Below are 25,682 nucleotides of genomic sequence, written 5' to 3'. Positions count from 1 at the left end.
GAAGCCCTGGCACGCGGTGTCAACGTCACACCGCGCGGTGTGATCCATTACCTCACCAGGAGGTCCAGCAAGCGCTGTGTCTCGGCGGCGGCGTCAAGCGTGAGACCGGTGTGCACGGGACCGGGCTGCACGATCGTCGACCGGGGCGCGACGAGCCAGCGGAAGCGGCGCCCGGGGTCGTCACCGGCCGCGTGCCCCGCCGCGTCGCCGCCCGCGCAGACCCCCTCCACCGCCCCGAGCGCGGCCCGTACCCCGGCGACGTCCGCGTCCGGGTCCAGGGCCAGCAGCCGGGCCTCGTCGAGGTGGGTGCGGGCACCGACGTAGGCCTGGGCGCGGCAGTACACGAGCACGCCCGCGTTGATGCACTCGCCGCGCTCCACCCGGGGTACGACCCGCAGCAGGGCGTACTCGAAGACGTCCCGGTCGCCGCCCTGGCCGGCCCGGGTGATGTGGCGCTCGGCCACATGTCCGGCCATGTGGATGTGGGTCTCGCTCACTTGGCCCCCTCGATGCCGGTGATGCGCTCATGGATGACGGCGGCGCGGGCGAGCAGCGGCCGGACGTAGGTGCGCCGCAGGTCGTCGGGTGTCTCGAAGCCGGGCTCGCCGGCCAGCCAGACGTCCGGGATCTCGGCGGTGACCTCGGCGAGCAGGTCCTCGGTGACCAGATGGGCCAGCTCGGCGGCGGCCGCGCGGACGTCGGGCGCGAAGCCGCTCAGGGTGTGGTCCGAGGCGTCGTACGGGCGGGCGGCGGAGGTCTCGGCCGTCGGCCAGTTGTGCTGCCAGATCATGGTGGCGCCGTGGTCGATGAGCCACAGGTCGCCGCGGTGCACCAGCAGGTTGGGGTTGCGCCAGGAGCGGTCGACGTTGTTGATCAGTGCGTCGAACCAGACGATCCGCCCGGCCTCCTCGGAGCTCACGGAGAAGGCGAGCGGGTCGAAGCCGAGGGCGCCGGAGAGGAAGTCCATGCCGAGGTTGCTGCCGCCGCTGCCCCGCAGCAGGTCCTGCACCTGCTGCTCGGGTTCGCCGAGCCCCAGCACCGGGTCGAGCTCGACGGTGACCAGCCGGGGCATCCGGAAGCCGAGCCGGCGGGCGAGTTCCCCGCAGACGACCTCGGCGACCAGTGTCTTGCGTCCCTGACCGGCGCCGGTGAACTTCATGACGTAGGTCCCGAAGTCGTCGCCCTCGACGAGCCCCGGCAGCGAGCCGCCCTCGCGCAGCGGGGTGATGTAGCGGGTCGCGGTGACCGCTTTCAGCATTTTCCCAGGCCACCCGTCTCGTTCACCGTGCGGTCCACGACCGGTTGCCGGAAGTGGGTGAGCAGCATAGTAACCAAGGGTGATCGCGGGCGGAAAAGCCGTCAGAGGGTGAGCAGTTCCTCGTAGAACCCGCCGAAGCCCCGCTCCCGGTCGACCAGGTGGATCTCCAGGATCCAGTGGCAGGCACGGCCCGCCCTGTCGGTGCGGCGCAGGGGGGTGTCGTTGCCGGGGGTGATGTACGACTCGACGTCCGCGCCGTCGATCTTCTCGTGCGGGAACTCCCCGACCAGGTGACCGGCGTGCCAGCCGCCCAGCTCCCAGCCGGCCCCGCGGGCGAGACGCGCGACCGCCGCGTGCAGCGCGGCGCCGGTGATCCGGGGGTCGGCCTCGAAGGAGCGTCGGCCGCCCGCGAACACCTCGGGCAGATCGGCCCGCAGCCGCTGCTTGACCGGGTCGTCGCCGAGGACGAAGGTACGGCCGAAGTCGGCCTCGTACTCCTCGAAGATCGGCCCGAAGTCGGCGAAGACGATGTCGTCCGCGCCGATCACCCGGTCCGGTGGGTTCTCCTTGTACGGCAGCAGGGTGTTCGGACCGGAGCGCACGATCCGCTTGTGCCAGTGCCGGGTGGTCCCGAACATCTCGTTCGCCAGATCACGGACCCGGTCGCTGACCGCCCGCTCCCGCTCCCCGGCGGCGACGAGTCCGCGCTCCTCGATCTCCGCGAACAGCAGGGCGGCCTTGGCCTGGGCGTCGAGCAGACGCGCGGCACGGGTGGGTTCGTCATCAGCCATGTCCCGAACCTAACCAGCCACGACACCTGCGGCAACGGGATACGGGAGCAGCCGTGGAACCGGCTAACTTGTGGAGTCACAGTCTTCGCACATCGCGCCAAATCACCTGTTTCCCGACCTGCGAGGTGGCCCTTCATGAGCTTGAGCATCCGCAACCAGATCCCCGGCACGGTGGTCGCCGTCACCGCCGGCGAGGTGATGGCGACCGTGAGGGTGCGTCTCGACGGCGGCCAGGACCTCACCGCCGCGATCACCCTGGAGGCGGTCGAGGACCTGGGACTTGCCGCGGGCTCGGCCGTACGCGCCTTGGTGAAGTCGACCGAGGTGGCGCTGGCCACCGGACCGGTCGCGGGGGTGTCCATCCGCAACCAGCTGCCCGGCACGGTCCGGGACGTCGCCACCGGCGGGGCGATGGCCACGGTCAAGGTCGCCGTCGACGGCGGCCCCGACCTCACCGCGGCGATCACGAAGGACGCGGTCGCCGACCTCGGCCTGACGGCCGGCGCGCGGGTGGCGGCGCTGATCAAGTCGACCGAGGTGGCCCTGGCGACCGCCTGAGTGGGCAGTGCTCCCCCGTGGAAGCGGTCTGACAGGGAATTGACAGCGCCCTTTCACCCAAAGCTCATGTCGAGGCGGTCACTATCCGGATGGCGTCTGAACAGGTGGTGCCGCAAGACCGTACCCCTGGGCGGACGGATCAACTCGAAGCTTCGCGGAAGGGAACCCCTCACATGACCAGCGCACCGCTCAACCCCTCAGCCGCACCGGGCCGCCGTACCGTCATGGCGGCGGCCGGAGCGGCGGGGCTCGCCGCCGCGCTGACCGCCTGCGGTTCGTCGGACGACAACTCGGGCTCGACCACCACGGGCGCCGGCTCCACCAACCAGAACAGCAACGGCACGGGAGGTTCGACCGGCACGTCCACCGCCGCGGCCGGCGGCACCGCGCTCGCCAAGACCTCGGACATCCCCGAAGGCGGCGGCACGATCTACAAGGACCAGGCCGTGGTCGTCACCCAGCCGACGTCCGGTACCTACAAGGCGTTCTCCACGAAGTGCCCGCACGCGGGCTGCGCGGTGTCCAGCGTGGCCAACGGCGAGATCGTCTGCCCCTGTCACGGCAGCAAGTTCGCCATCGCGGACGGCAGCGTGAAGCACGGCCCGGCGACGACCGGCCTGACCGCGGCGAACATCACGGTCGCCGGCGACCAGATCTCGCTGGCCTGACGGTCAGGCCCGTCGGCGCGGGCGCTTGAGGCAGCCGAGCACCTCGTCCGTGGTCGCGACCGTGGCGACCAGCGCGAGGGTGTTGCGGACCATCGCCGGGGTGTAGTCGGAGGGAACCCCCGCGATGGCGTCGGCCGGTACGACGGCCGTGTAGCCCCGGTTCACCGCGTCGAACACCGCATTGGGCACGGCCACGTTGGCCGAGACACCGGCGACGACCAGCGTGCGGCAGCCGAGGTTGCGCAGCAGCGGGTCGACGTCGGTGCCCTGGATCGGCGACAGGCCGTGCAGCCGTCGTACGACGAGGTCCTCCTCCGAGACCTCGATGGGGGACGCGACGCGTACCGCCGCCGTGCCGGGCAGCTGCTGGACGGGCAGCCGCTCGGCGGCGCGGAACAGCCGGGCGTTGCGGTTCGCGCCCCGGCCGTCGGCGCGGCGTTCGGCGACCGCGTGGATCACCTGGACGCCGGTGTCGTGCGCCGCGGCGACCAGCCGGGCGATGTTGGTCAGTGCCCCCGACGTGCGGGCCTCGTGGGCGAGTTCGGGCAGTGCGCCGTCCGGGCCGACCACGCCCTGCTGGCACTCGACGGTGAGCAGCACCGTGCTCGCGGGCTCGAGGAGTTCCGCGAGACGTTCGTACGACGACGGCATGACGCCCCCTTCCGCCTTGGTGCGGGGCGGGTGACACTAACCGCCATCGCGCGGGAACGGAAGAAGAGAAGAGGGGGCCGCATGACCGTCACTCAGCGCCGGGGCCGCAAGATCATGATGACGCCCGGTGAGCTGGACGATTTCCTCACCACGGAGCGCACCTGCCGGGTCGCGACCGTCTCGGCGTCCGGCGCGCCGCACGTGAGCGCGCTGTGGTTCGCGTGGGACGGCACGTCGCTGTGGCTGTACTCGGTGGTGCGCAGCCAGCGCTGGAAGGACCTGACGCGCGACCCGCGGGTGGCGGTCGTGGTCGACTCGGGTGAGGAGTACGACAGTCTGCGCGGTGTCGAGCTGAGAGGGTCCGTCGAGTTCGTGGGCGAGGTCCCGCGCACCGGCGAACTGGTCGCCGAACTCGACTACGTGGAGACCCTGTTCGCCCGCAAGAACTTCGGTCTGGACGAGATGCCGCACGACGGCAGGCACGCCTGGGCCCGGCTGACCCCGACGAAGACCGCTTCCTGGGACTTCCGCAAGCTCGGCTCCGCGTAGGGCTGTCGGGGGAGCGCGGACGGTTCAGGAGATCGTCTCGGCCGCACCCCGCAGTGCCTGTACCGCCGCCCGGATCGACGGGCGGCGGTCGGCGTCCGCCCGCCAGACGACGTACACATGGCGGCGCACCCGCTGCTTGAGCGGCACGGTCACGATGCCCTCGGGCACCGGGTGCCGGCCGAGCCGCGGGGCGATGCAGACTCCCAGCCCGGCGGCCACCAGGTTGAGTTGCGTGTGCGTCTCGGCGGCGCGGTGCCCGACGATCGGTTCGACTCCGCGCGAGCGCAGCGTGAACATCAGCCACTCGTGGCAGAACTCGCCCTCGCCCCAGGTGATCCACTCGTCCTCGGCGAACTCCCCCAGGTCCACCTCGTCCCGGCCGGCGAGCCGGTGGCCGACCGGGAGGGCCACGTCGGCGGGGTCGTCCAGCAGGGGCGCCTTGACCAGCCCGTCGGGCAGCGGCATCGGTTTGTTGTACCAGTCGAGGACGACCGCCAGGTCGAGGTCGCCGCGGACCACCCCGGCGATGCCGCTCTCCGGTTCCAGTTCGCTGGAGCGGACGCGCAGCGCCGGGTGCCGGGTGCGCAGGGCCGCCAGCGCGGCCGGGAAGAGGCCGCGGGCGGCCGTCGGGAACGCCGACAGCCTGAGCTCGCCGACGACCTGGCCGCGCTGCGCCTCCAGGTCGGACTGGGCCAGCTCCACCTGGGAGAGGATGCGGCCCGCGTGCTCGGCGAGCAGCCGGCCGGCGTCGGTGAGCCTGACGCCCCGGCCGTTCCTGGCCAGGAGCTGCTGGTCCACCTCGCGCTCCAGCTTGCCCAGCTGCTGCGAGACGGCCGACGTCGTGACGTGCAGGGCCTCGGCGGCCCCGCTGACCGAGCCGTGCCGGGCGAGGGCGTCGAGGGTGCGCAGGCGCTCCAGGTTCAACATGTAAGTGATTCTAAGAGATACCGCGCTCGAATTCTCGATTGTGCTACGACGTCGGTTCCAGCAGGGTGGGCATATGACCACCGTGACGACAACCGCTGCCGCTGTCGGCGAGCCGACGCTCTCCGGCGACCGTTCCCGCCCCCGCCTGGACTGGCGCCTGCGGTTCGGCGCCCTTTCGCTGATCTGGGGCTTCAGCTTCCTGCTGATCAAGGTGGGAACTCAGGGCTACGCGCCGTTCCAGGTCACCCTGGGCAGGCTGGTGTTCGGTACGGCGGTGCTGGCGGCGGCGATGGTGTGGAAGCGGGAGCGGCTGCCGCGCGGGGCCCGCACCTGGGGCCACCTGACGGTCGCCGCGTTCCTGCTGAACGCGCTGCCGTTCTCGCTCTTCGCCTACTCCGAGCTGACGATTCCGTCCACGCTGGCCGGCATCTGCAACGCGACCTCACCGCTGTGGGGGATGGCGCTGTCGTTGGTGGCCCTGTCGGAGGACCGGCCGACCCGGATCCGCTTCGCCGGGCTCGGCCTGGGCTTCCTCGGGGTGCTGACGGTACTGGGGGCCTGGCAGGGTTTCCACGGCCTGGACGTCACGGGCACGGCGATGGCGCTGCTGGCCTCGCTGAGCTATCCGATCGGCTGGATCTACGTCCGGCGGACACTGGCGGGCACAGGGAACTCGCATCTGTCGATGACCGGGGCGCAGTTGCTGCTGGCGGCGGTACAACTTGCCGTGGTGACACCGGTGTTCACCACCTTCCCCCGTCATGTCTCGTGGCTCCCGCTGCTGGCGATCGCCGCGCTGGGCGCGTTGGGCACCGGTCTCGCGGTGCTGGTCCAGTACGGGCTGGTCGCAGAAGTGGGCCCGACCACGGCCCAGATGGTCACGTACTTCATCCCGGTCATCGCCACGGCGGCGGGCGTCGCGGTACTGGGCGAGTCACTGCGGTGGAGCACGCCGGCGGGAGCGGCGGTGGTGCTGGCCGGGGCCGCACTCACCCAGGTGCGGCCCAGGAGGAGGGCCTCCTGAGGAGGGCGGGCTTCTAGGCCAGCACCCGTCCCCTCCCCGGTCCCGCGGCCGCCGCCACCGCCGCCGCCAGGCGCCCGGTCTCCTCGGGGGTCAGCGTCGAGACGGTGATACGGATACCCGGCGGGGCCGCCATCCGGTAGCGCGCCCCCGGGGACACCCCCCACCCCTCGTGCAGCAGCCGGGCCACCGCTCCCGTCTCGTCCGGGACCGGGACCCAGACGTTCATGCCGCTGCGGCCGTGGGCCTCGATGCCGTGGTCCGCCAGGGCGTCGACGAGCAGTTCCCGGCGGGCCCGGTAGGCCGCCGCCACCGACGGTCCGTCCACCGCGCCGTCGGCCCACATCCGGACCACCGTGCGCTGCAGCAGGTGACTCACCCAGCCCGGCCCCAGGCGCTGGCGCCCCCGGACCCGGTCGACCGTGACCTCGTCGCCGGTCATGACGGCCAGGCGCAGGTCGGGGCCGTAGGCCTTGGCGACCGAGCGGAGGAAGGCCCAGTGGTGCGTGCCGCCCACCAGGGGGTGCAGGGGGAGGTCGACGATGCCGTGCCCGTGGTCGTCCTCGATCAGCACGGTGCGCGGGTGCTCGCGCAGGACGGCACGGAGGGCACGCGCGCGGGGTGCGCTCACCGCGGCGCCGGTCGGGTTGTGCGCCCGTGCCGTGACGATCAGGGCGCGTGCCCCCGACTCCAGTGCCCTGCGCAGCCCGTCGGCACGCGGTCCCTCGTCGTCCACCGCCACCGGGACGGTACGCAGGCCCAGCGCGGGGATGAGATCAAGGGTGCGGCCCCAGCCGGGGTCCTCGACGGCGACCGCGTCACCCGGCTTGAGGTGGGCCAGCAGGACGCGCTCGACGGCGTCGAGGGAGCCCGAGGTGACGGTGAGCGGGCCACCGGGCACGCCGTCGGCGGTGAACGCGGCGCGCGAGATCCGCTCCAGCTCCGGCTCGACCGGGTCGGCGCCGTAGAGGACCGGCGCGCGGTCGCCCTCCGCCGCCACGGCCGCCAGGGCCGGTGCGAGGGCGGGCAGCAGCGCGGGGTCGGGGTTGCCGGAGGACAGATCGCGCACCCCGGCCGGTACGTCCACGCGGATCTGGTCGCGCCCGGTGGTGGCCGGCTTGGGCCGGACCCGGCTGCCGCGCCGGCCGGAGGTCTCGATGACCCCACGCTCGCGCAGGGTGCGGTAAGCGGCCGCGACCGTATTGGGATTCACCCCGAGCCGAGTCGCCAACTCCCGCATCGGGGGCAGCAGTTGCCCCGGCTCCAGCGCCCCGGAACCCACCGCACGCTCGACGCTGGCCGCGATCTCGGCTGCGCCACGCCCTTTGATCGGATATTCTCCTAGCACAAAGCAGATTATGCACTAGTGCAATGGAGGAACGCAATGGAGACCGCCGTCCAGGGGACCGTGCCGCCCCAGCCCGCCGCCTACCCCAGGACCGACCGCACCGTTCCCACGCGCGCCGCGGACCGGGCGTCGTACGACAGGGAGCTCGTGCACTCGATCCTCGACGAGGGCTACCTCTGCCACCTCGGCTTCGTGCGCGACGGCGCGCCGGTGGTGCTGCCGACGCTGTACGGCCGGGTCGGCGAGGTGCTGTACCTGCACGGCTCGACGGGCTCGCGCCCGCTGCGCATGGCCGGGCAGACCGATCCCGGGCTCCCGGTGTGCGTGACGGTCACCCACGTCGACGGTCTGGTGCTGGCCCGTTCGGCGTTCCACCACTCGATCAACTACCGCTCGGTCGTGGTGCACGGCATCGCCCACCAGGTCACCGACCCCGAGGAGCGGGGCCTCGCCCTGGACGCCCTGGTCGACCACGTCGTGGCGGGCCGCTCCGCCGACTCCCGCCCGGCGAACAGGAAGGAACTGGCCGCGACCGCGGTGATCCGCCTGGACCTGACCGAGGTGTCCGCGAAGACCCGGGCGGGCGGCGCCAACGACGAGCCCGAGGACCTGGCCCTCCCGTACTGGGCGGGCGTGGTGCCGCTGCGCAAGGGCTACGACGCTCCGATCGCGAACGACGACCTGCCGGCGGACATCGCGGTCCCGTCGTACCTGAAGAACGCCTGATCGGGGGTCTGATCCGGCTTCCGGTGGGTCGACACGCCCCTTTCAGGGGCCCGGGACCGTGTCGGAGGTGCGGCCACCGCCGCGCGGGCGCGACAGGCCGCCACGCGCCCGTACCTCTCCACCGGCCGGGACCTGCCCCACCACCGGTTCCGGCGCGGGAGTCGCCGACTGCGCGATGAAGGCCCCGGCCAGTACGACCATTCCTCCCACCACCTGCGGCGAGGCCAGCCGCTCCCCCAGGAGCACCCACGCCAGCACGGCCGCCACCACCGCCTCCAGACAGGCGACCACCCCCGCCACCTGCGGGGACAGCCGCCGCACCGACAGCACACCCGTGGCGTAGGCGACGACCGTCGCGACCAGCACGATCCACCCCAGCAGGGCCACCGCCGGCACGGCCACCCCGTTCATCCGCGCGGATCCGCCCAGCACCGACCAGTCCATCTCCCAGGGCCGGGCCACCACGGTGAGCAGTCCCGCCCCGACCAGCAGGCCGTACGCGATCACGCCCAGCGGGTCCACCCCGTCGCCCCCACCGTGGTCGGCGAGCACGAAGTACCCCACCTGGCAGCAGGCCGCGCCCAGCGCCAGCGCCAGTCCCAGCGCATCGAAGCGCAGTCCGGACCACACCTCCACGACGCACGCCAGGCCGCCCGCCGCGAGGACCACACCGAGCACGGCGGCGCGGGTGACAGGCCGCCGCTGCACGAAGCGGACCCAGCCGAGCACCAGCGCGGGAGCGAGGTACTCCACGAGCAGCGCCACCCCCACCGGTATCCGGGAGATCGCGGCGAAGTAGCAGGCCTGGACGCCCGCGACGGCGAGCAGGCCGAACCCGGCGAGCAGCACGGGCCGGCGGCGCGGCAGGTCACGGTGGCGGACGGCGAGCGGAAGCATCACCAGGGCGGCACCGGCCACCCGCAGCCACACCACGTGCAGCGGCGCGAGACCGGCCTCGATCAGAGGCTTGGCCGCGACGCCGGAGCCGCCGAAGGCGAGCGCCGAGCCGAGGGCGAGGAAGAGCCCGAAGCCCTTTCCGTGGCTGCTGTGAGTGGTGTGCACCGGCACATGATGGCAGGGGGCGACATGAGCGTCACCCTCTATGGCACCTGTCTCAACGGCTGGACGTGCGGTTCTCCAGCCCGGGATCCCGCAGTTCGTCGTCCCCGTCGATCCGCACGGCCAGTTCCCGGGCGGCCACACCCGCCCGCTCAAGCACCTCGACGGCCCGCGACTCCGGGTCGCCCACCAGACCTGCGAGGAGGTCGATGCCGTGGGCGCGGGTGCCGCCCCGGCGCCGGGCGCGGCTGCGGGCGTACTCCACGGCGGCCGCCGCCACCGGGGACCAGCCGCCGTCCCCTTTGCCTTCGGGGGGCGCGGGCTTGCCTTCGGGGGGCGCGAGGGCCGGCAGCGCGCCGGAGTCCTCGACCCCGCTCTGCCAGCGCAGGCCGTAGCCGATGCTGCGCTGGACCAGGTAGCCGAGCAGCCGGGCGAGTTGCGCGTCGCCGATGACGGCGCGGACCTCGGGGTCGTTCTCGATCAGGGAGTGCAGCAGGTGGGCGGTGTCGACCTGGCGGTCCCCGTCCCGTACGGCCCGGCGCCGGGCACCGGCGACCACTGCTGCCAGCTCGGCACCGAGTCCGGCGCCGTCGTCCGCGTGGATGCCGCCCTGGTCCTGTGCGGGCTGGCGGGGAATACGGGGGTGCACTCCCCCACCTCATCAATCCCGGGCGGCCGAGTCATCCACGGGGGGAAGCATTTTCGCGTCCCACGCAGAGTGGACGGCGGCGGCCGGAATCTCCTCCTTACGGATGAGATCAGGCCGGTTCGGCCACAAAGGCGCGCGCCGCCTTGCCACGCGCGCTCCTTGTCACACGCCCCGCACGCGGCCGCGTCATTTCTGACGGTTCATCAGTATTGAATGTTCGAGGTCCTGCGGCTACGTTCCGCGCACCGTAGCCCGACACGAAGGGGTGGCCCCATGGCCGAAGTCAGCGCGGAGGCACGCATCCAGGCACCGGCCGAGAAGGTGTGGGCCCAGCTCACCGACTGGCCGACGTACGGGGAGTGGAACGCGACGCACACGAATTTCCCCAAGGGCGGCCCCGAGACCCTGGCGGTGGGCGGCACCTTCCAGGAGAACATGAAACTGATGGGCTTCCCGGCGGAGGTCGAGTGGACCATCGAGGAACTGGAGCCGGCCCGGGTGCTGGCGATCCGCGGCAAGGGCCCGATGGCGGTGACCGTCGCGACGCGCTACACGCTGACCCCGGACGGGGAGGCGACGGGGGTGCGGATCGACGGCGAGTTCACGGGCGCGGCGGTGTCGCTGATGGCGGGCAAGCTCAAGGACTCGGCGACGGCGGCACTGAACGAGTCGCTGCGCAAGCTGGGCGGCCTGGTGGCCTGAGCCCGGCCGCGCACGTCGCCTCCCGCACGCGCCGGGCGCCCCGCGGAGCACTCCACGGGGCGCCCGGTGCGGTGCCGGTCAGTCCTCGTCCGCGAGGATGAGGTACAGCTTCTTGCGGGTCTCGTTGATGGCGGCCAGCGCCTTCTCGCGCTGTTCCTTGGTGCCGGTCTTCCAGACCTGCCCGAAGGCCTCCATCAGGCCGAAGCCGGCCTGGCGGATCTCACCGAGCGCCTCGAAGTCGACCCCGCGGGAAGCCTCTTCCCAGGGGGCGTCCGGGCCCTCGTCGGCGGCGGTACGGCCACTGTCGGTGAGGGAGAACAGCTTCTTGCCGCCCTCGCTCTCACTGGCGATCAGACCCTCGTCCTCCAGCAGCTGGAGGGTGGGGTAGACCGAACCGGGGCTGGGCTTCCACGCACCGCCGCTGCGCTCGGCGATCTCCTGGATCATCTCGTAGCCGTGCATCGGACGGTCCTTCAACAGAGCCAGGATTGAGGCCCGTACGTCACCGCGCCGCGCCCTTCCCCTGGGGCCGCCGCGCCCTCGCGGCCCCCAGTGCCCCGGCCCGAAACCGGGCCCACCGGGACCGAAGCCGGGACCGCCGGGACCGAAGGGCCCGAACGCCGCACGGCGACCGTCACGTCCATGTCCACGCTCGAATCCGTGGGAACGCATGGGAATCACTCCATTCCATCGTTGATCTGTCGCGTATCGTTCGCGATGTCTCAACGATATATCGGAACTGTTCGCCTGACAACCCCTTCTGCTGCTGCACGTGGGCTTCGAGTCGCGGCTGGAACGGGACCGGCTGTTGCTGACGGACTTCGATGGGGGCGTCGGCACACCCCGGATTACTTCGTGCGCCGTGCGGACGGCTCGGCGGTGGTCGTCGCGAAGACACGGGCCTGCGGCCGTCGCCTGGTCCTGCTGAACCGGCACCCGCTCAGCGCCCGTCGCGACCTGACGGTCTCGGGCCTTCCAGGCACGGGCAAGACCATGGTCGCGGCGGAGTCCGCCCGGTTCCTGGGGCTCCCGGTCCGCCCCCGGCGGACATGACCGACATCATCGAGGCCGCGGTGGGTGTCTGCACCGACAGCCGCACGGGTCCCGGTGTCGTCGACGAGATCCACGACATCTCGCAGAGGACCCGGGCCGGGGCCGAGGTCTCCGACATGGAGACCAGTGAACTGCTGGTCGGCACACGAGGCGCTCAGATCGCGGGCCGTTTCACCCTCGTCCCCACCGACCCCGCTCCCCTCACGCGGATGCCCCGCCTCAAAAGATCTGATCCGATGCGTCAGAACGCCGCTCGTCGTCTTCAGGGATCTGGTCCACCGGGACCGAGTCGAGCCGGTCGAGTTCCTCCCGGCCCCCGACGACCGCTGGGCCGCAGCCCGGCGGCAGCCGATCGACGACCAGGGCAACGGCCTCCTCGGCGGTGTCCGCCTCCCCGACGATCTGGGAACGGGACGGTCCAGCGACGAGGTAGCGCCCGCCAGGAAGGTGCATGATGAATGGAACATCCCAGGACCAGTCACCCGTACACCTGCTGAAGTGCAGGTCCTGGTGGCTGCTTGAGGGATGCAGCTGCCAGAGAAGCGGCTCGGCATACGCGGCCCCCACCAGTCTGGTGTCCATGTACTCCTTATGGAGCAGTCGCTGCCACGCAGCCTCCACGACATCATCCTGACCGGGCTCGACGTCATCGGAAGCACTCCGCGCAGCTCTCCATGCCATGCGCCCATTCTGCCGTCGGCGGACCAAGTCCCCGCGTCTCACCCAATCCAGTCCACGCAGATCAGCGAGGCGCGGCCGACCGACTTCGTCGAGACAGGACAGGAGCGGTTCCAGCAGGGACGTTGCATGATCATGCGGTCTCATGCATAATCTTCCTATGTCCAAGGTCCTCACCTCCCTTCCCGCCGGCGAGCGCGTCGGCATCGCCTTCTCCGGCGGGCTCGACACCTCGGTCGCGGTCGCGTGGATGCGCGACAAGGGCGCCGTCCCGTGCACCTACACCGCCGACATCGGCCAGTACGACGAGCCCGACATCGCCTCGGTGCCCGGCCGGGCGCACACCTACGGTGCCGAGATCGCGCGCCTGGTCGACTGCCGGGCCGCGCTGGTCGAGGAGGGCCTGGCCGCGCTGACCTGCGGTGCGTTCCACATCCGCTCGGGCGGGCGGGCATACTTCAACACCACCCCGCTGGGCCGCGCGGTCACCGGCACCCTGCTGGTGCGGGCGATGCTGGAGGACGACGTCCAGATCTGGGGCGACGGCTCGACCTTCAAGGGCAACGACATCGAGCGGTTCTACCGGTACGGACTGCTCGCCAACCCGCACCTGCGGATCTACAAGCCCTGGCTGGACGCGGACTTCGTGACCGAGCTCGGCGGCCGCAAGGAGATGTCCGAGTGGCTGCTCGCGCACGGGCTGCCGTACCGGGACAGCACGGAGAAGGCGTACTCCACGGACGCCAACATCTGGGGCGCCACGCACGAGGCGAAGACCCTGGAGCACCTGGACAACGGCATCGAGACCGTCGACCCCATCATGGGCGTGCGGTTCTGGGACCCCGAGGTCGAGATCCTCCCCGAGGACGTGACCATCGGCTTCGACCAGGGCCGGCCGGTGACGATCAACGGCAAGGAGTTCGGGACCGCGGTCGAGCTGGTCATGGAGGCCAACGCGATCGGCGGCCGGCACGGGCTCGGCATGTCGGACCAGATCGAGAACCGGATCATCGAGGCGAAGAGCCGGGGCATCTACGAGGCGCCGGGCATGGCGCTGCTGCACGCCGCCTACGAGCGGCTGGTCAACGCGATCCACAACGAGGACACCCTCGCGCAGTACCACAACGAGGGCCGGCGGCTCGGCCGCCTCATGTACGAGGGCCGGTGGCTGGACCCGCAGGCGCTGATGATCCGGGAGTCGCTGCAGCGGTGGGTCGGCGCGGCGGTCACCGGTGAGGTGACGCTGCGGCTGCGGCGCGGCGAGGACTACTCGATCCTCGACACGACGGGGCCGGCCTTCAGCTACCACCCCGACAAGCTGTCGATGGAGCGCACCGAGGACGCCGCGTTCGGCCCGGTGGACCGGATCGGCCAGCTCACGATGCGCAACCTCGACATCGCCGACTCCCGCGCGAAGCTGGAGCAGTACGCGGGGCTCGGTCTGATCGGCTCCGCCAACCCGGCGATCGGGGCGGCGCAGGCCGCGGCGACCGGTCTCATCGGCACCATGCCGGAGGGCGGCGCCGAGGCGATCGCGTCTCGTGGGGAGGCCGCGCCGGACGCCGACGAACTGCTGGACCGGGCCGCCATGGAGCTGGGCACGGACTGAGCGACACGTTCGAGGAGGGCCGACTCGTCAGGGTCGGCCCTTTCCGCTGCCCTGGGCTGCCGGGGCGGGCGGCGGGGCGGCAGGAGGAGGGACGGGTGCGGCACCGCCGTGCGTCTTCGCGCAGTTCCCCGCGCCCCCATGGAGCGCCGTCGTGGCTCGTCGCGTGCGGCACTGTCGTGGTTCGTCGCGCGGTTCCTCCGCCGGCCTTCCGACCGGGGGTACCCCGGCGCCTCTTCGTCCTCCCGGTGGAAATCGGGCCAGGAGTCGTGCATTGGCCTTGGGCGGCCGCGGGTCGGCGGACCTAGCGTCTGGGGCATGCGGATTCGAATCGTCGATGCCTTTGCCGAGCGGGTCTTCGCCGGGAACCCGGCCGGGGTCGTCCTGCTCGACTCCTTCCCCGACGACGGCTGGATGCAGAACGTCGCCATGGAGGTGAACCACGCCGAGACCGCCTTCGCGCGCCCGTTGCCCGAGGGCGGGGACGCCGACTGGGCGCTGCGGTGGTTCACCCCCGTAACGGAGGTCGCGATGTACGGTCACGCCACGCTCGCCACCGCCCATGTGCTGCGTACCACCGGGGCGCACCCGGGGACCGTGCGGTTCGCCACCCGAAGCGGCCTGCTGATCGCGACCCCCGGCGCGGACGGGTCGATCACCCTGGACTTCCCCACCGCACCGCTCACCCGGGTCGACGCACCCGACGGGGTCGCCGAGGCGCTGGGCGCCGAGCCCGTCGCCGTGTTCGACACCGGTCCGAACGTCGGGGACCTGCTCGTGGAACTCGCCGACGAGAAGACGGTGCGGGGGCTCTCCCCCGATCACCGGGCCCTCGGCGCCTACTCCGGGCGCGGGATCATCACCACCGCACGGGCCGAGGACCCGGCCGGGGGCTACGACTACGTCTCCCGCTGCTTCTTCCCCAACGTCGGCATCGACGAGGACCCGGTGACCGGGAGCGCGCACACCGCCCTCGCGCCGCACTGGTCCGCCCGGCTCGGCAGCGACGACCTGACCGGGCTGCAGGCCTCCCGCCGTACCGGACTCGTCCGCACCGGACTGCGCGGTGACCGCGTCCTGCTCACCGGGCGCGCGGTCACCGTCATCGACGGGGAACTGCTCACGCCGTAGGCAGCCAGCCCACCTTGCCGGCGAGCAGCGCGTAACCGACGAACGCGCCGATGTCGAGCAGCGAGTGCGCCACCACCAGGGGGCCGACCCGGCCCCACCGCCGGTACAGGTAGACGAAGACGACGCCCATCACCATGTTGCCGACGAAGCCGCCGATCCCCTGGTACAGGTGGTACGACCCGCGCAGTACGGCACTGGCCACCAGAGCCGTGCCGGCGGTCCACCCCAACTGGTCCAGGCGGCGCAGCAGATAGCCGACGACGATGACCTCTTCGAGGATCGCGTTCTGCATCGCGGAGAGGATCAGTACGGGGTACTTCCACCACACGCCGGGCAGCGCCTCCGGCACCACCGTGAGGTTGAACCCGAGTCCGCGTGCGGCCAGGTAGAAGGCGATTCCGGTGCTGCCGATCACCGCCGCGACGCCCGCGCCGCGTCCCAGGTCGGCCCAGGGGCGGGTACGGTCGAAGCCGAGGGTGCGCAGGCTCGCGCCCTCGCGGAGCAGCAGGTGGGCCACCAGGAGGACAGGGACCAGCGCGCTGGCGATGCCGAACAGCTGCCAGGCGAGGTCGAGCCAGGGGCGGCCCGGCGCGGCGGACGCGTTGAGGGTCGCCGCCTGGTCCTTGAGCCCGCCCGGTTTGGTGACCGACCCGATGAAGCTGATCAGCGCCGACACCCCGCTCGCCCCGAGCGACAGCCCCAACACCAGCAGCGTCTCGTCCCTGAACATGCGCTGCGAGGGCCGTTCCACGGGGTAAGAACCGGCCACCGAACCCGCCTCCACCTGCACACCTGCCTCCAGTCGAGCAAACCCCACGCCGTGGGTCGTCACAGCTTGCCCGATGGAGACCGAGGAGGCACGGGCGGCCCCCTGCAGAGCGAGGGCCCCTCGCAGAATGCGTCACGGCGTCCCGGCACCGCTCATCCCATCAGCACCGGCTCCAATAACCCCACCGGCCACGTGTGCACAGGCTCTCCCGCGTTCATCAGCTCCGCATAGCGGCGCGTCATGCCGGCCAGCGCCACATCCTTCGGCAGCCCCCGCTCCAGCGCCCGGTGGAAGGTCGCCGCCTGCCAGGACGCCCCGTTGACCCGTCGTCGGCAACGCTCCTCGATCACGCCCAGGTAGAAGTCCCGGTCGGCCGGCTCCACCCCCCAGCCGTCAAGACCGGCCGCCGCCAGCGGCAGCAACTCGTCGCGGACCAGGGTGACCGCGTCCACCTCCGCCGTACCGCCGCCGTACCGCGCCCGCCTCGGCCAGACCAGCCGTGCGTCGATCCCGTGCCGGCACGCCGCGTCGAAGTTCGCCTCGGCGACGGAGAACGGCATCCGCGTCCAGACCGGCCGGGACTCCTCGGCGAGCGCACGGACCAGACCGTAGTAGAACGCGGCGTTGGCGACGACGTCGGTGATGGTGGGGCCGGCCGGCAGGACCCGGTTCTCGACCCGGAGGTGGGGGACGCCGTCGGCAATGCCGTAGACGGGCCGGTTCCAGCGGTACACCGTGCCGTTGTGCAGGACGAGTTCGGCGAGCTTGGGCACTCCGCCCGCGTCGAGCACGGCCAGCGGGTCCTCCTCGTCGCAGATCGGCAGGAGCGCCGGGAAGAAGCGCAGGTTCTCCTCGAACAGTTCGTACGCGGAGCTGATCCAGCGTTCGCCGAACCAGGTGCGCGGCCGTACGCCCTGCGACTGGAGTTCGGGCGGGCGGGTGTCGGTGGCCTGGAGGAACAGCGGGGGCCGGGACTCCCGCCACAGTTCGCGGCCGAAGAGGAAGGGGGAGTTGGCGCCCACGGCGATCTGCGGGGCGACGGCCGCCTGCGCCGCGTTCCACACGTCCGCGAAGCGGCCAGGGGTGACCTGGAGGTGCAGTTGCACGGACGTGCACGCGGCCTCCGGCACGATCGACTTGGACGTGCACACGAGATGCTCGACGCCCTCGATGTCGAGCCGGAAGTCCTCGCCGCGGGCGGCCACGATCTGGTCGTTGAGGAGGGTGTAACGGTCGACCTCGGAGAGGTTCGCGGAGACCAGGTCGTCCCGCTCCAGCGTCGGCAGGATGCCGATCATCACGATGCCGGCGTCCACCTCGCGCGCCTTGCGGTCCGCGTACGCGAGGGAGGTGCGGAGTTCCTCCGCCAGCCGGTCGAATACCCGGCCGCCGAGCCGGTGTGGAGCTATGTTGACTTCCAGATTGAACATGGCGAGTTCTGTTTGGAAATCACGGCTCGCGATGCGTTCGAGTACCTGCCCGTTCAGCATTCTCGGCATACCGTCCGCACCGGCGAGATTCAGTTCGATCTCGACACCCATGAGGTTCTTTGGGCGGTCGAACCGCTTCTCCACCAGCAGCCGCTCCAGCCCCGACAGGCAGTCCCGGAGCTTTTCGCGGTAGCGCTGGCGATCGGACAGGTCGAACCGGCCCGCCACGACCTTCTCCCCCATCGAAGTGTCCCTCCTCGAATGGGCGGACCGAGGTTCCGGCCGCCGGTGTCCCGGGTCCAGGTGGGATGATGCCCAGCCCGGGCGATCGATAACGTCGCGCGCACGACGGACACCCGCTACTCTGTTGGAATGTGTCCTGCGGCACATTCGCGCGGCATGGGGCATCACGCAACTGCGGGTTCCCCGTTCCCCTCGTGAAAAACGCCGACGGCATTCGGCCGACCGTGAGAGCCTCGAATTCCGAGGTCAGCGGGGTTACGGCAGGCGGGAAATCGGGAGGATTCCCCACGAATCAATGACCGAATTGCGCCTTGTTCTGTTCCGTGAAACGGCCCGGTGAAACACCACCTGAACACGTGTCGTATAAACTCCGCGAACAAGGCAGAAGGCTGGCGCCCACGGTCCTGGTTCCTGCCGTCCGAGCGCGTGCGGCAGGCACCGTCCGCACCGCTCTTCACCGAACCGGGCCGCCGCCTCTCTGACCCCCTGTGAGCTGACAGCGCCGTCCGCCCCCGCCCTCGCGCCACCGCGCCTGTCGAATGAGAGGCGACCCACCATGCCGTTGCTAGTCCCTCCTGCCCCCGCGCCCGCACTCCGTTCCGTCCTCACCGCCCTCGGTTCCCCCACCGCCGTCGACGAGGCCCGGACCCCCTCCCTGCGTACCGCCCAGGGACCCGTGACCCCCGAACTGCCGTTGCCCGTGCACGTACTGGACCGGATCACGCCGGAGGGCATGTCCGCCACCCGGCTGGCCGGCTGGCGCTTCCTGATCCGCTGCGGCGACCGGGTGGTGGCCGCGGCCGAGACGATGCTCACCCCCGACGGCTGGGCCTTCTCGCACTTCTTCGAGGGGCCCTACATCACCTCCACCGAACGGGCCCTGCACCAGGCGGAGGCCCTGCCGCAGACGTACCAGCCACGCCTGCTGTCCCTGCCGAGCCTGTACATGCTCACCCTGTGGCTGCACGGCGACGACGCGGCGGACGGCGCCGAAGGACACCCGGCCGCCACCGACCTGCTCGTCCCGCTGGCACCCGCCCCGCCCGGGATCGCGGCCCACCGCCCGCATCCGGTGTCCGAGCTCCTCCCGGTGCTCACCGACCGCGTCACCCCGGCACCCCTGCTCATCACACCGGCCTGAGAGGCCGCCCCTCTCTTGCGAGCGGAACTAGCCCCATCCGGCCATATGAAACCATCCGAATTGACAAGCCGGTGGAGCTGAACCGTCCGGCCGGGTGACGCGTCTGAAACCTGTGAGAAGCGGTGCCGCGAAATCCCTGCGGAACAACGCCCGGAGGGCAACACTGGTTTCCGACCGACTCATCCACGGGGGACCGACATGACCACGACAAAGCGAGAGACCCCACCCATGTGCCAGCACCAACCGCCGTGTCCGACCGCCGAATCCGCCGACCGGGAGTCCGCCCGCCTCACGGCGCACCACCCGGAGCAGGGCTGGAGCCTGCTGTGCAACGGCGTTCTGCTCTTCGAGGACACCGGTGAACTCCTGCCCGACGGCCAGATCATCGCCCCGCACCGCCCGCTCGGTGCCGGCAGCGTGATGACCGCCGCCTGAGCGAACATCGCACCACCCCCGGGCGGCTCCGCCGCTCCGCCCGGTGACAATGAAGGGGCCGGACGCACACCTGGTGCGCACCGGCCCCGACGTGCGTCCGGGGTCCGTCACCCCTGGTAGCCGAGTGCTGTGCGCAGCGCGAAGTAGGCGGGTTTGGGGGCGAGTTGCTCGTCCCAGGGCAGGGCCGCGCCCTCTCCCGGGAAGACGGCCGGGATCCACGAGTACTTGTCCGTCCAGTCCCAGATCGTGATGCCCACGCACCGCCGTACCGCCAGGCACGCCCTGGTCAGGTCCGCATACCAGGTCGCCTGCTCGGCCAGCTTCTCGTCGGTCGCGGGCAGTTGCATCCGGATGTCCACCTCGGTGAGGGCGGTGTCCAGTCCGAGCCGGGAGAACCGGCGGAGGTTCTCCTCCAGGGTGCCGGGATAGCCGTACTGGAGGGCGAGGTGGGCCTGGAAGCCGATACCGTCCAACGGCACGTGCGCGGCCTTCAGTTCGCGGGCGAGCGTGTAGTAGGCGTCGCTCTTCGGTCCGGTGGCCTCGATGTTGTAGTCGTTGAGGTACAGCTTGGCGTGCGGGTCGGCCTGGTGGGCCCAGCGCAGCGCGTCGGCGATGTAGCCGGGGCCGAGGGTCTCGTACCAGAGGGTCTCGCGGTAGCTGCCGTCCTCGTTGAACGCCTCGTTGACGACGTCCCAGGAGTAGACCTTCCCCCGGTAGTGCCGTACCTCGGTCTGGATGTGCTTCTTCAGCACCGCCCGCAGTTCGGGGGCCGTCCAGGTGCGGGAGGTGAGCCAGTCGGGCAGCTGGCTGTGCCAGACCAGGGTGTGGGCGCGGACCCGCTGGTGGTTCTCGCGGGCGAGGTGCACGATCTGGTCGCCGTTGGTCCAGTCGAAGACGCCCTGCTGGGGCTCGGTGGCGTACCACTTCATGCCGTTGCCCGGTGTGATCATGTCGAACTCGGTGCCGAGCAGCCCGGTATAGGCGGTGTCGGTGAGTTCGGGGTTGTCCGTGGCGCTGCCGAAGTAACGGCCGTGCCGCTGGGCCAGCTCGGCGAGGGTGGGCTGCCGGTCGTGGGCCTGGGCGGCGGGTCCGGTGGCGATCCCTGCCGCCACGAGCACGGCCGCGAGGGCACCGGCGAGTCTGAGACGTGTGCGTGACATCGTACGACTCCTCTGGGTGGACGGGGTGTTCAGCCCTTGGTGGCGCCGGCGGTGAGGCCGCCGACCAGCTGGCGTTCGGCGACCGAGTAGAAGGCCAGGGCGGGAACCATGGCGAGGACCAGATAGGCGAAGACCCGGGCGGTGTCGGTGGAGTACTGGCCCTGGAACTGCTGGACGCCGATGGGGATGGTCCACCAGGTGGAGTCGGTGAAGACCAGCAGCGGCAGGAAGAAGTTGTTCCAACTGGTGACGACCGCGAGCACGGAGACCGTGCCGAGCGCCGGCCGGGCCATGGGCAGCAGGATCCGCCAGAAGAAGCCGAACGGCCCGCAGCCGTCGAGGGTGGCCGCCTCCTCCAGCTCCCCCGGGATCTCGCGGAAGAAGCCGCGCAGGATGATGATGGTCATCGGCAGCCCGAACGCGGCCTGCGGCAGGATCACGCCCAGCGGGTTGTCCAGCAGGTGCATCGAGCGCAGCAGCAGGAAGAGGGGCAGGGCGGCCACCGCGAAGGGGAACATCAGGCCCATCGTGAACACGGTGAACAGCACTTCCCGCCCGCGGAACGCGAACCGCGCGAAGGAGAAGGCGGCCAGCGCCGACACCGCGACCACGAGCACGGTGGTGGCGACCGCGATCAGCGTGCTGTTGCCGACCAGCCGCCAGAACGCGCCGGAGCCGAGGATGCCGGTGTAGTTGGAGGTGACCCAGGACTCGGGGAGCCCTACCGGGTTGCGGGACAGCTCGCTCGTCGTCTTGAACCCGGACAGCAGGGCGTACAGCAGGGGTACGACCATCAGGGCGCCGACCACGACGAGGACCAGGTGCAGCGGAAGTGTCCGTACGGTCTTGCGGCTGTCGCTCATGCGCCGTCCCCCCGCATGTTCGTGGTGGCGCCCGCCAGGTCGCGGCGTAGCACGAACCGCTGGTAGGCGAGGCCGAAGACGAGGCTGACGGCGAACATGGCGACGCTGATCGCGCTGGCGTAGCCGACCTGGTAGCGCTTGAAGCCGTACTGGAACATGGTCACGGCCATGGTCTCCGAGTGGTGGTCGGGGCCGCCCGCGGTGACCACCCACACCAGGTCGAAGAGCTGGATGGCGCCGATCACCGACAGGAAGACGCTGATCCGCAGGGTGGGCGCGAGCAGCGGCAGGGTGACGTGCCGGAAGCGCTGCCAGGGCGAGGCGCCGTCGACGGTCGCGGCCTCCGTCAGCTCGGCCGGGATGGACTGGAGTCCGGCCAGGTAGAGCATCATGTGGAAGCCGAAGTACTTCCAGGTCATGACCAGGAACAGGGTGGCCATGACGGTGGAGGGCTCGGAGAACCACTTACCGCCGAGCGCGCCGAGGCCGATGTCGCTCAGCAGGTGGTCGGCGAGGCCGTCGCCGGGGGCGAAGATCATGCCGAACAGCACGCCGGTGATCGCCTCGGAGAGCACGTACGGCGCGAAGAACAGCATCCGGTAGACGGCCCGGCCGCGGATCCGCTGGTTGAGCAGGACCGCCATGGCCAGTGCGAACGGCAGTTGCAGGGCCAGCGAGAACACGACCAGGACCAGGCAGCGCCAGAGGTCGCCGAGGAAGACGTCGTCCTGGAAGAGACGGGTGAAGTTGTCGGTGCCGGTGTAGTCGGAGGGCATGCCGAAGCCGCCCCAGCGGAAGAACGAGGCGTAGAGCGCGAACAGGATCGGCAGCAGGACGAGGACGCCGAACAGCGCGAGGGCGGGCAGCTGGAAGCCCATCGCGGTGAGCCAGTGCAGCAGCCGTCGCCGGGACCGCGCCCGGTCGGGGGCCGGACGCGGCTGGGACCCGGAGTCCGGTCCCGACCGGGTGCCGGGCAGGTAGGTCGAGGTCATCGGGCGGCCTACTGCTCTTCCTTCGCGGTCTTGGTGATCTCCTGCGTCACCTGTTCCGGCGACTTGGAGCCGGCGATCAGCCCGGCCACGCTGTCGTTGATCTGCTGGCCGACGGCGGGCGCGTACGCCTGGTCGAGGTAGAGCTGGAATCCGGTGGCACCCTTCAACTGCGCCTGTACGGCCTTGGTGTTGGGGTCGCTCAGCGCCTTCTCCGCACCGGGGACCACGGGGAGCGTGTTGGTCTTCTCGACGAGCACCAGGTCGGTGGTCTCGGAGGCGAAGAACTTCAGGAAGTCGACGGCTTCCTTCGGAGCACCCTTGCGCAGGGCATGTCCGCCGCCACCACCGAAGACCTCGGTGATGGCACCCTTGCCGCCGTCGACGGCGGGGAAGGGGAAGAAGCCGAGGTCCGAACCGAGGCCCTTGCCCGCGTCCGCCTCCACCACGGGGGCCCACTGGCCCATCAGCTCCATGGCCGCCTTGCCGTTGCCGACGGCGGCCGCCTGGCCGGTGGGCGCGGAGTAGGCGGCGCCGAGGAAGCCCTTCTGGAACGGCTGGAGTCCGACGAGTTCCTTCAGGTGCTGTCCGGCCTGGACGAACCCGGTGCCGGTGAAGTCCTTGTCCTCGTCCGCCTTCTGGAGGGCGTCGAGACCGGCCGTGCGCATCGCCAGGTACGCCCAGTAGTACATACCCGTCCAGCTCTCCTTGCCCGCGAGGGCGAGCGGAGTGATGCCGACGGCCTTCAGCTTCCGCACGGCGTCAAGGAATCCGCTCCATGTGGTGGGAGGTTCGCTGATCCCCGCCTTCTTGAAGTGCGCCTTGTTGTACCAGAAGCCGATCATGCCGATGTCGAACGGAATGCCGTACAGCTTCTGGTCGATGAGGTACGGCTGCTTGGCGACCGACAGCATGCCCTCCGCCCAGGGCTTGGTGCCGTCGGTGAGGTCCTCGACGAGGCCGGCGTCGACCTGCTGCTTGAGGACCCCGCCGCCCCAGGTGTGGAAGACGTCCGGGAGTTTGCCGGAGGCTATGAGCGCCGTCATCTTGGATTTGTAGGCGTCGTTCTCCAACTGCACGATCTTCAGCTTCACGTGCGGGTTCTGGGCCTCGAACTTCTTGGCCAGGCCCGCCCAGACGTTCTTGGTCGGCTGGGTGGTGGAGATGTTCCACCACTCGACCGTGACCTTCCCCGACGACGATGAGCCGCGGTCGCCCGAACCGCAGCCGCTCAGGGCGGTCACGCCCAGGCCGGCGGCCGCGGTGGCCGCCAGGAAGCCGCGACGGGACAGTGCCGGGTCGCCCATGATGCGCTCCTCGGGGTACGGGACGACCGACGCCGTCCTGGTTCGATGGTTCTCTGGAACTTCGAAACTTTCGGGGACCGTGTCCGCCCTGCACCTTCGAAACATTCGACGTTTTCCTCGAACGTTCCGAACGGCGACTCTAGAAAGGCGGATCAGGAGCGTCAAGGTGTCGCGCAACAGCTGATGGGCATGTGGGTGAACCAGGGAGAGGCGGCCCGGCCCTCGGCGACGCCCCTGCCGACGACCCGGCCGGTGAACGCGCCCGCCACCTCGACGGACAGATCCGCCCGGCCGGTTCGTCCTGCCGGACGAAACCGTCGGACGTCTCAACCGCGAGAAGCCCGGCGCCGGGCCCCGCGGAACAGACACCGGACGGCACCCGCCCCGGCGGCCACGCCGGCGCCGAGCGTCGCCACCCGGCCCGCACGCGTCTCGCGGGCGGGGGCGAAGTCGCACCGCGCGGGCGGCTGTTCGACCGGGACCAGGAAGGCCGCTCCCGGCCGAGCACCCGCAACTGCGGCAACCGGCCACGCAGCCGACCGGCCCGTCGAACCCGGCTGCCGAAACTTTCGGCAAGATCGGCGAACTTTACGAAGTGTCCCGCAGCCCTCCGATGTTCCGCGCCGACGCGCCGAACGCGGCGGTGCCAACGGGGATCTGACAGGGGGTGTGACGCATGACGGGCCGGGGTACCCGACCGTCCTCTGGGAGAAGCCCGGGACAGCTGTGGAGGAACGGTGGGGTCCATGTCCCGTGACCACGCCCACGGGCCCGGTCGGGTCGTGGTCGGAGTGAGCGGTTCGCTGGGCAGCGTCACGGCCCTGTGCCGGGCGGCGGCGGAGGCCCGGCGGCGGGGCGCGGAGCTGTGGCCGGTACTGGCCTGGGAGCCGCCGGGCGGTGAACTGGCGGCGCGGCGGTCCGCGGCCTCGACACTGCTGGTCGACGAGTGGGAACGGCTGGCCCTGCACCGGTTGCGCTCAGTGCTGTCGGACGTCTTCGGCGACGCCGGACCCGGCGCACCGCTGAACGGCCTCGTCGTACGCGGCGCCCCGGGGCGGGCCCTGGTGGAGCTGGCCGGCCGGGACGAGGACGTACTGGTCGTCGGCACCGGCAGGCGCGGCTGGCGCCGGACCTTCTCGGGCCGGGTGGCCGCCTACTGCCTCCGTCACGCGCGGTGCCCCGTCCTGGCCGTCCCGCCCTCTCCCCTGGAGAGCACGTTGGCGTCCGCGCACCGGCGCAACAGCTGGCACCTCCCGCTGAGTTCGAAGCAGCTGTCGTAGTCGTACGGATGACGCTCGGTGTCCGGCTCCGCGCGCCCGGCCGCCGCCCCCCGTACAGCCGACCGTGCCGGTCCGGTCTCCGGGCACCCTTTTCCCGCTGCCCACCCCCGCCCGCCAGGCCATTCTTAACGCAAGCTTGACGCCTCAGGCACCGCTGATCCGTGGGCCCACGCGTCACTCTCTGCATACGCTGGTGCCGCCGTCCGCGTGATGGCCGGAAATCGAACCGCCCCCGCAGCACACCGCGCCGGACACCAGGAGCCCGCCCGATGGCCACGACCGAGCACCCCCCTACCAGTCGCCTGCGCGCCTGGATGCTGGAGGGGTTGTCCGACATGGGCAAGGGCGGCGGCCACACGGGCCCCCACGCGCAGCCCGAACCCCCGCACCAGGGCCAGCGCTGGTGGCGGGTGATGTGTCTGACCGGTGTGGACTACTTCTCGACCCTCGGCTACCAGCCGGGCATCGCCGCCCTCGCGGCCGGCCTGCTCTCGCCGATCGCGACCATCGTGCTCGTGATCGTCACCCTGGCCGGCGCCCTGCCGGTCTACCGGCGCGTCGCCGAGGAGAGGCCGCACGGCGAGGGCTCCATCGCCATGCTGGGGCAACGTGAGCGGTGTCGACCGCGAGGCAGGGGTGTTCGTCATCAAGCCCTCCGGCGTCCCCTACGAGGACCTCACCCTCGACCAC

Annotated in this window: 27 protein-coding genes and 2 pseudogenes; 13 read left to right on the top strand and 16 right to left on the bottom strand. The window is 71.1% G+C overall.

The genetic code is table 11. The features are described from left to right. Positions 1 to 47: 47 nt before the first annotated feature. From ABZ646_RS04585 to ABZ646_RS04575, 3 genes are all read right to left on the bottom strand, one after another. Positions 48 to 476 carry a DUF3037 domain-containing protein gene (locus ABZ646_RS04585; protein WP_360512910.1) on the bottom strand — a complete coding sequence of 143 codons (429 nt, stop codon included), beginning with the start codon at positions 474 to 476 and terminating at the stop codon, positions 48 to 50. 17 nt (positions 477 to 493) lie between these two features. Beyond that, positions 494 to 1,258 (bottom strand): HipA family kinase, encoded by a 765-nt coding sequence (locus tag ABZ646_RS04580; RefSeq protein WP_360512884.1) that lies wholly within the window; start codon positions 1,256 to 1,258, stop codon positions 494 to 496. Between the two features lie 101 nt (positions 1,259 to 1,359). Beyond that, positions 1,360 to 2,049, bottom strand: a complete 690-nt coding sequence (locus ABZ646_RS04575; RefSeq protein ID WP_360512882.1) for a M24 family metallopeptidase — start codon at positions 2,047 to 2,049, stop codon at positions 1,360 to 1,362. A 135-nt stretch (positions 2,050 to 2,184) separates the two neighbouring features. Here ABZ646_RS04575 and ABZ646_RS04570 point away from each other — a divergent pair, with 135 nt between their 5' ends. Together ABZ646_RS04570 and ABZ646_RS04565 are read left to right on the top strand one after the other, a co-directional pair. Next, positions 2,185 to 2,607, top strand: a complete 423-nt coding sequence (locus ABZ646_RS04570; RefSeq protein WP_360512880.1) for a TOBE domain-containing protein — start codon at positions 2,185 to 2,187, stop codon at positions 2,605 to 2,607. Positions 2,608 to 2,780: 173 nt separating this feature from the next. After that, positions 2,781 to 3,275, top strand: a complete 495-nt coding sequence (locus ABZ646_RS04565) for a Rieske (2Fe-2S) protein (protein WP_360512878.1) — start codon at positions 2,781 to 2,783, stop codon at positions 3,273 to 3,275. Positions 3,276 to 3,278: 3 nt separating this feature from the next. Here ABZ646_RS04565 and ABZ646_RS04560 read toward each other — a convergent pair whose 3' ends face one another. Next, positions 3,279 to 3,926 (bottom strand): cysteine hydrolase, encoded by a 648-nt coding sequence (locus tag ABZ646_RS04560; RefSeq protein ID WP_360512876.1) that lies wholly within the window; start codon positions 3,924 to 3,926, stop codon positions 3,279 to 3,281. Positions 3,927 to 4,007: 81 nt separating this feature from the next. Here ABZ646_RS04560 and ABZ646_RS04555 point away from each other — a divergent pair, with 81 nt between their 5' ends. Continuing rightward, positions 4,008 to 4,475 carry a pyridoxamine 5'-phosphate oxidase family protein gene (locus tag ABZ646_RS04555; protein ID WP_360512874.1) on the top strand — a complete coding sequence of 156 codons (468 nt, stop codon included), beginning with the start codon at positions 4,008 to 4,010 and terminating at the stop codon, positions 4,473 to 4,475. Positions 4,476 to 4,499: 24 nt separating this feature from the next. Here ABZ646_RS04555 and ABZ646_RS04550 read toward each other — a convergent pair whose 3' ends face one another. Continuing rightward, positions 4,500 to 5,402 carry a LysR family transcriptional regulator gene (locus ABZ646_RS04550; RefSeq protein ID WP_360512872.1) on the bottom strand — a complete coding sequence of 301 codons (903 nt, stop codon included), beginning with the start codon at positions 5,400 to 5,402 and terminating at the stop codon, positions 4,500 to 4,502. A gap of 73 nt (positions 5,403 to 5,475) precedes the next feature. Here ABZ646_RS04550 and ABZ646_RS04545 point away from each other — a divergent pair, with 73 nt between their 5' ends. Further along, positions 5,476 to 6,426, top strand: coding sequence for a DMT family transporter (locus tag ABZ646_RS04545; protein WP_360512871.1), 951 nt, complete (start codon positions 5,476 to 5,478; stop codon positions 6,424 to 6,426). Between the two features lie 13 nt (positions 6,427 to 6,439). Here ABZ646_RS04545 and ABZ646_RS04540 read toward each other — a convergent pair whose 3' ends face one another. Continuing rightward, positions 6,440 to 7,771: an aminotransferase class I/II-fold pyridoxal phosphate-dependent enzyme gene (locus ABZ646_RS04540; protein WP_360512869.1), complete on the bottom strand. Its 1,332-nt coding sequence runs from the start codon at positions 7,769 to 7,771 to the stop codon at positions 6,440 to 6,442. Positions 7,772 to 7,807: 36 nt separating this feature from the next. Here ABZ646_RS04540 and ABZ646_RS04535 point away from each other — a divergent pair, with 36 nt between their 5' ends. Then, positions 7,808 to 8,497, top strand: coding sequence for a pyridoxamine 5'-phosphate oxidase family protein (locus ABZ646_RS04535; RefSeq protein WP_360512867.1), 690 nt, complete (start codon positions 7,808 to 7,810; stop codon positions 8,495 to 8,497). 42 nt (positions 8,498 to 8,539) lie between these two features. Here the strand turns inward: ABZ646_RS04535 and ABZ646_RS04530 are convergent, their stop codons facing one another. Both ABZ646_RS04530 and ABZ646_RS04525 read right to left on the bottom strand, forming a co-directional pair. Continuing rightward, entirely contained in the window at positions 8,540 to 9,565 is a 1,026-nt protein-coding gene (locus ABZ646_RS04530; protein WP_360512865.1) for an EamA family transporter, read from the bottom strand. Positions 9,566 to 9,611: 46 nt separating this feature from the next. Continuing rightward, the gene (locus ABZ646_RS04525; protein WP_360512863.1) at positions 9,612 to 10,205 is read right to left on the bottom strand and encodes a Clp protease N-terminal domain-containing protein; all 594 of its coding nucleotides are present in this window, start codon (positions 10,203 to 10,205) and stop codon (positions 9,612 to 9,614) included. A 273-nt stretch (positions 10,206 to 10,478) separates the two neighbouring features. Here ABZ646_RS04525 and ABZ646_RS04520 point away from each other — a divergent pair, with 273 nt between their 5' ends. Continuing rightward, complete coding sequence (locus tag ABZ646_RS04520; RefSeq protein WP_360512861.1) at positions 10,479 to 10,907, top strand: SRPBCC family protein; 429 nt, start codon at positions 10,479 to 10,481, stop codon at positions 10,905 to 10,907. Between the two features lie 78 nt (positions 10,908 to 10,985). Here the strand turns inward: ABZ646_RS04520 and ABZ646_RS04515 are convergent, their stop codons facing one another. Further along, a complete protein-coding gene (locus ABZ646_RS04515) occupies positions 10,986 to 11,579 on the bottom strand; it encodes a PadR family transcriptional regulator (protein WP_360512859.1) in 594 nt (197 codons plus the stop codon). Between the two features lie 213 nt (positions 11,580 to 11,792). On the opposite strand from ABZ646_RS04515, the pseudogene ABZ646_RS04510 reads away from it, so the two are divergent. Continuing rightward, positions 11,793 to 12,160: pseudogene (locus tag ABZ646_RS04510) on the top strand (ATP/GTP-binding protein); the annotation flags it as partial. A gap of 19 nt (positions 12,161 to 12,179) precedes the next feature. Here ABZ646_RS04510 and ABZ646_RS04505 read toward each other — a convergent pair. Next, complete coding sequence (locus ABZ646_RS04505) at positions 12,180 to 12,641, bottom strand: DUF6193 family natural product biosynthesis protein (RefSeq protein ID WP_360512857.1); 462 nt, start codon at positions 12,639 to 12,641, stop codon at positions 12,180 to 12,182. Positions 12,642 to 12,798: 157 nt separating this feature from the next. Between ABZ646_RS04505 and argG the strand changes: the two genes are divergently transcribed. Further along, positions 12,799 to 14,247, top strand: a complete 1,449-nt coding sequence (gene argG / locus ABZ646_RS04500) for an argininosuccinate synthase (RefSeq protein ID WP_358986397.1) — start codon at positions 12,799 to 12,801, stop codon at positions 14,245 to 14,247. Between the two features lie 315 nt (positions 14,248 to 14,562). Further along, on the top strand, positions 14,563 to 15,375 hold the full coding sequence (locus ABZ646_RS04495) for a PhzF family phenazine biosynthesis protein (RefSeq protein ID WP_360512855.1): 813 nt from the start codon (positions 14,563 to 14,565) through the stop codon (positions 15,373 to 15,375). On the opposite strand, the gene ABZ646_RS04490 is transcribed toward ABZ646_RS04495, so the two are convergent. Together ABZ646_RS04490 and ABZ646_RS04485 are read right to left on the bottom strand one after the other, a co-directional pair. Then, complete coding sequence (locus tag ABZ646_RS04490; protein WP_360512853.1) at positions 15,365 to 16,165, bottom strand: type II CAAX endopeptidase family protein; 801 nt, start codon at positions 16,163 to 16,165, stop codon at positions 15,365 to 15,367. The two genes, ABZ646_RS04495 and ABZ646_RS04490, sit on opposite strands and share 11 nt — an antisense overlap. Before the next feature lie 131 nt (positions 16,166 to 16,296). Beyond that, complete coding sequence (locus ABZ646_RS04485) at positions 16,297 to 17,817, bottom strand: glutamate--cysteine ligase (RefSeq protein ID WP_360512851.1); 1,521 nt, start codon at positions 17,815 to 17,817, stop codon at positions 16,297 to 16,299. Positions 17,818 to 18,373: 556 nt separating this feature from the next. Between ABZ646_RS04485 and ABZ646_RS04480 the strand changes: the two genes are divergently transcribed. Next, entirely contained in the window at positions 18,374 to 18,958 is a 585-nt protein-coding gene (locus ABZ646_RS04480) for a hypothetical protein (protein WP_360512850.1), read from the top strand. A gap of 228 nt (positions 18,959 to 19,186) precedes the next feature. Further along, the gene (locus ABZ646_RS04475) at positions 19,187 to 19,393 is read left to right on the top strand and encodes a DUF5999 family protein (protein ID WP_046727224.1); all 207 of its coding nucleotides are present in this window, start codon (positions 19,187 to 19,189) and stop codon (positions 19,391 to 19,393) included. A 107-nt stretch (positions 19,394 to 19,500) separates the two neighbouring features. Here the strand turns inward: ABZ646_RS04475 and ABZ646_RS04470 are convergent, their stop codons facing one another. From ABZ646_RS04470 to ABZ646_RS04455, 4 genes are read right to left on the bottom strand one after another with little or no spacing between them, the layout of a single operon-like run. Then, positions 19,501 to 20,553, bottom strand: coding sequence for an endo-1,4-beta-xylanase (locus tag ABZ646_RS04470; protein WP_360512848.1), 1,053 nt, complete (start codon positions 20,551 to 20,553; stop codon positions 19,501 to 19,503). A 29-nt stretch (positions 20,554 to 20,582) separates the two neighbouring features. Then, positions 20,583 to 21,416: a carbohydrate ABC transporter permease gene (locus ABZ646_RS04465; RefSeq protein WP_360512846.1), complete on the bottom strand. Its 834-nt coding sequence runs from the start codon at positions 21,414 to 21,416 to the stop codon at positions 20,583 to 20,585. Beyond that, positions 21,413 to 22,408, bottom strand: coding sequence for a sugar ABC transporter permease (locus tag ABZ646_RS04460; RefSeq protein ID WP_360512844.1), 996 nt, complete (start codon positions 22,406 to 22,408; stop codon positions 21,413 to 21,415). Before ABZ646_RS04460 ends, ABZ646_RS04465 begins: the two co-directional genes overlap by 4 nt. 8 nt (positions 22,409 to 22,416) lie before the next feature. Then, entirely contained in the window at positions 22,417 to 23,712 is a 1,296-nt protein-coding gene (locus ABZ646_RS04455) for an extracellular solute-binding protein (protein WP_360512842.1), read from the bottom strand. Between the two features lie 746 nt (positions 23,713 to 24,458). Here ABZ646_RS04455 and ABZ646_RS04450 point away from each other — a divergent pair. Together ABZ646_RS04450 and ABZ646_RS04445 are read left to right on the top strand one after the other, a co-directional pair. After that, complete coding sequence (locus ABZ646_RS04450; RefSeq protein ID WP_360512840.1) at positions 24,459 to 24,992, top strand: universal stress protein; 534 nt, start codon at positions 24,459 to 24,461, stop codon at positions 24,990 to 24,992. 269 nt (positions 24,993 to 25,261) lie between these two features. Next, positions 25,262 to 25,682: pseudogene (locus tag ABZ646_RS04445) on the top strand (hypothetical protein); the annotation flags it as partial.

It is taken from the genome of Streptomyces sp. NPDC007162, assembly GCF_040634175.1.
Taxonomy (GTDB): Bacteria; Actinomycetota; Actinomycetes; order Streptomycetales; family Streptomycetaceae; genus Streptomyces.
Note: the sequence above shows the minus strand (reverse complement) of the source record. Positions and strands in the feature narration are given on the sequence as shown.

Excerpts from the sequence above, each read along its gene's own strand:
- ABZ646_RS04585 (WP_360512910.1), bottom strand. The coding sequence starts at position 476 with ATGGCCGGACATGTGGCCGAGCGCCACATCACCCGGGCCGGCCAGGGC.
- ABZ646_RS04580 (WP_360512884.1), bottom strand. The coding sequence starts at position 1,258 with ATGCTGAAAGCGGTCACCGCGACCCGCTACATCACCCCGCTGCGCGAG.
- ABZ646_RS04575 (WP_360512882.1), bottom strand. The coding sequence starts at position 2,049 with ATGGCTGATGACGAACCCACCCGTGCCGCGCGTCTGCTCGACGCCCAG.
- ABZ646_RS04570 (WP_360512880.1), top strand. The coding sequence starts at position 2,185 with ATGAGCTTGAGCATCCGCAACCAGATCCCCGGCACGGTGGTCGCCGTC.
- ABZ646_RS04565 (WP_360512878.1), top strand. The coding sequence starts at position 2,781 with ATGACCAGCGCACCGCTCAACCCCTCAGCCGCACCGGGCCGCCGTACC.
- ABZ646_RS04560 (WP_360512876.1), bottom strand. The coding sequence starts at position 3,926 with ATGCCGTCGTCGTACGAACGTCTCGCGGAACTCCTCGAGCCCGCGAGC.
- ABZ646_RS04555 (WP_360512874.1), top strand. The coding sequence starts at position 4,008 with ATGACCGTCACTCAGCGCCGGGGCCGCAAGATCATGATGACGCCCGGT.
- ABZ646_RS04550 (WP_360512872.1), bottom strand. The coding sequence starts at position 5,402 with ATGTTGAACCTGGAGCGCCTGCGCACCCTCGACGCCCTCGCCCGGCAC.
- ABZ646_RS04545 (WP_360512871.1), top strand. The coding sequence starts at position 5,476 with ATGACCACCGTGACGACAACCGCTGCCGCTGTCGGCGAGCCGACGCTC.
- ABZ646_RS04535 (WP_360512867.1), top strand. The coding sequence starts at position 7,808 with ATGGAGACCGCCGTCCAGGGGACCGTGCCGCCCCAGCCCGCCGCCTAC.
- ABZ646_RS04520 (WP_360512861.1), top strand. The coding sequence starts at position 10,479 with ATGGCCGAAGTCAGCGCGGAGGCACGCATCCAGGCACCGGCCGAGAAG.
- ABZ646_RS04515 (WP_360512859.1), bottom strand. The coding sequence starts at position 11,579 with ATGCGTTCCCACGGATTCGAGCGTGGACATGGACGTGACGGTCGCCGT.
- ABZ646_RS04505 (WP_360512857.1), bottom strand. The coding sequence starts at position 12,641 with ATGGCATGGAGAGCTGCGCGGAGTGCTTCCGATGACGTCGAGCCCGGT.
- argG (WP_358986397.1), top strand. The coding sequence starts at position 12,799 with ATGTCCAAGGTCCTCACCTCCCTTCCCGCCGGCGAGCGCGTCGGCATC.
- ABZ646_RS04495 (WP_360512855.1), top strand. The coding sequence starts at position 14,563 with ATGCGGATTCGAATCGTCGATGCCTTTGCCGAGCGGGTCTTCGCCGGG.
- ABZ646_RS04485 (WP_360512851.1), bottom strand. The coding sequence starts at position 17,817 with ATGGGGGAGAAGGTCGTGGCGGGCCGGTTCGACCTGTCCGATCGCCAG.
- ABZ646_RS04480 (WP_360512850.1), top strand. The coding sequence starts at position 18,374 with ATGCCGTTGCTAGTCCCTCCTGCCCCCGCGCCCGCACTCCGTTCCGTC.
- ABZ646_RS04475 (WP_046727224.1), top strand. The coding sequence starts at position 19,187 with ATGTGCCAGCACCAACCGCCGTGTCCGACCGCCGAATCCGCCGACCGG.
- ABZ646_RS04470 (WP_360512848.1), bottom strand. The coding sequence starts at position 20,553 with ATGTCACGCACACGTCTCAGACTCGCCGGTGCCCTCGCGGCCGTGCTC.
- ABZ646_RS04465 (WP_360512846.1), bottom strand. The coding sequence starts at position 21,416 with ATGAGCGACAGCCGCAAGACCGTACGGACACTTCCGCTGCACCTGGTC.
- ABZ646_RS04460 (WP_360512844.1), bottom strand. The coding sequence starts at position 22,408 with ATGACCTCGACCTACCTGCCCGGCACCCGGTCGGGACCGGACTCCGGG.
- ABZ646_RS04455 (WP_360512842.1), bottom strand. The coding sequence starts at position 23,712 with ATGGGCGACCCGGCACTGTCCCGTCGCGGCTTCCTGGCGGCCACCGCG.
- ABZ646_RS04450 (WP_360512840.1), top strand. The coding sequence starts at position 24,459 with ATGTCCCGTGACCACGCCCACGGGCCCGGTCGGGTCGTGGTCGGAGTG.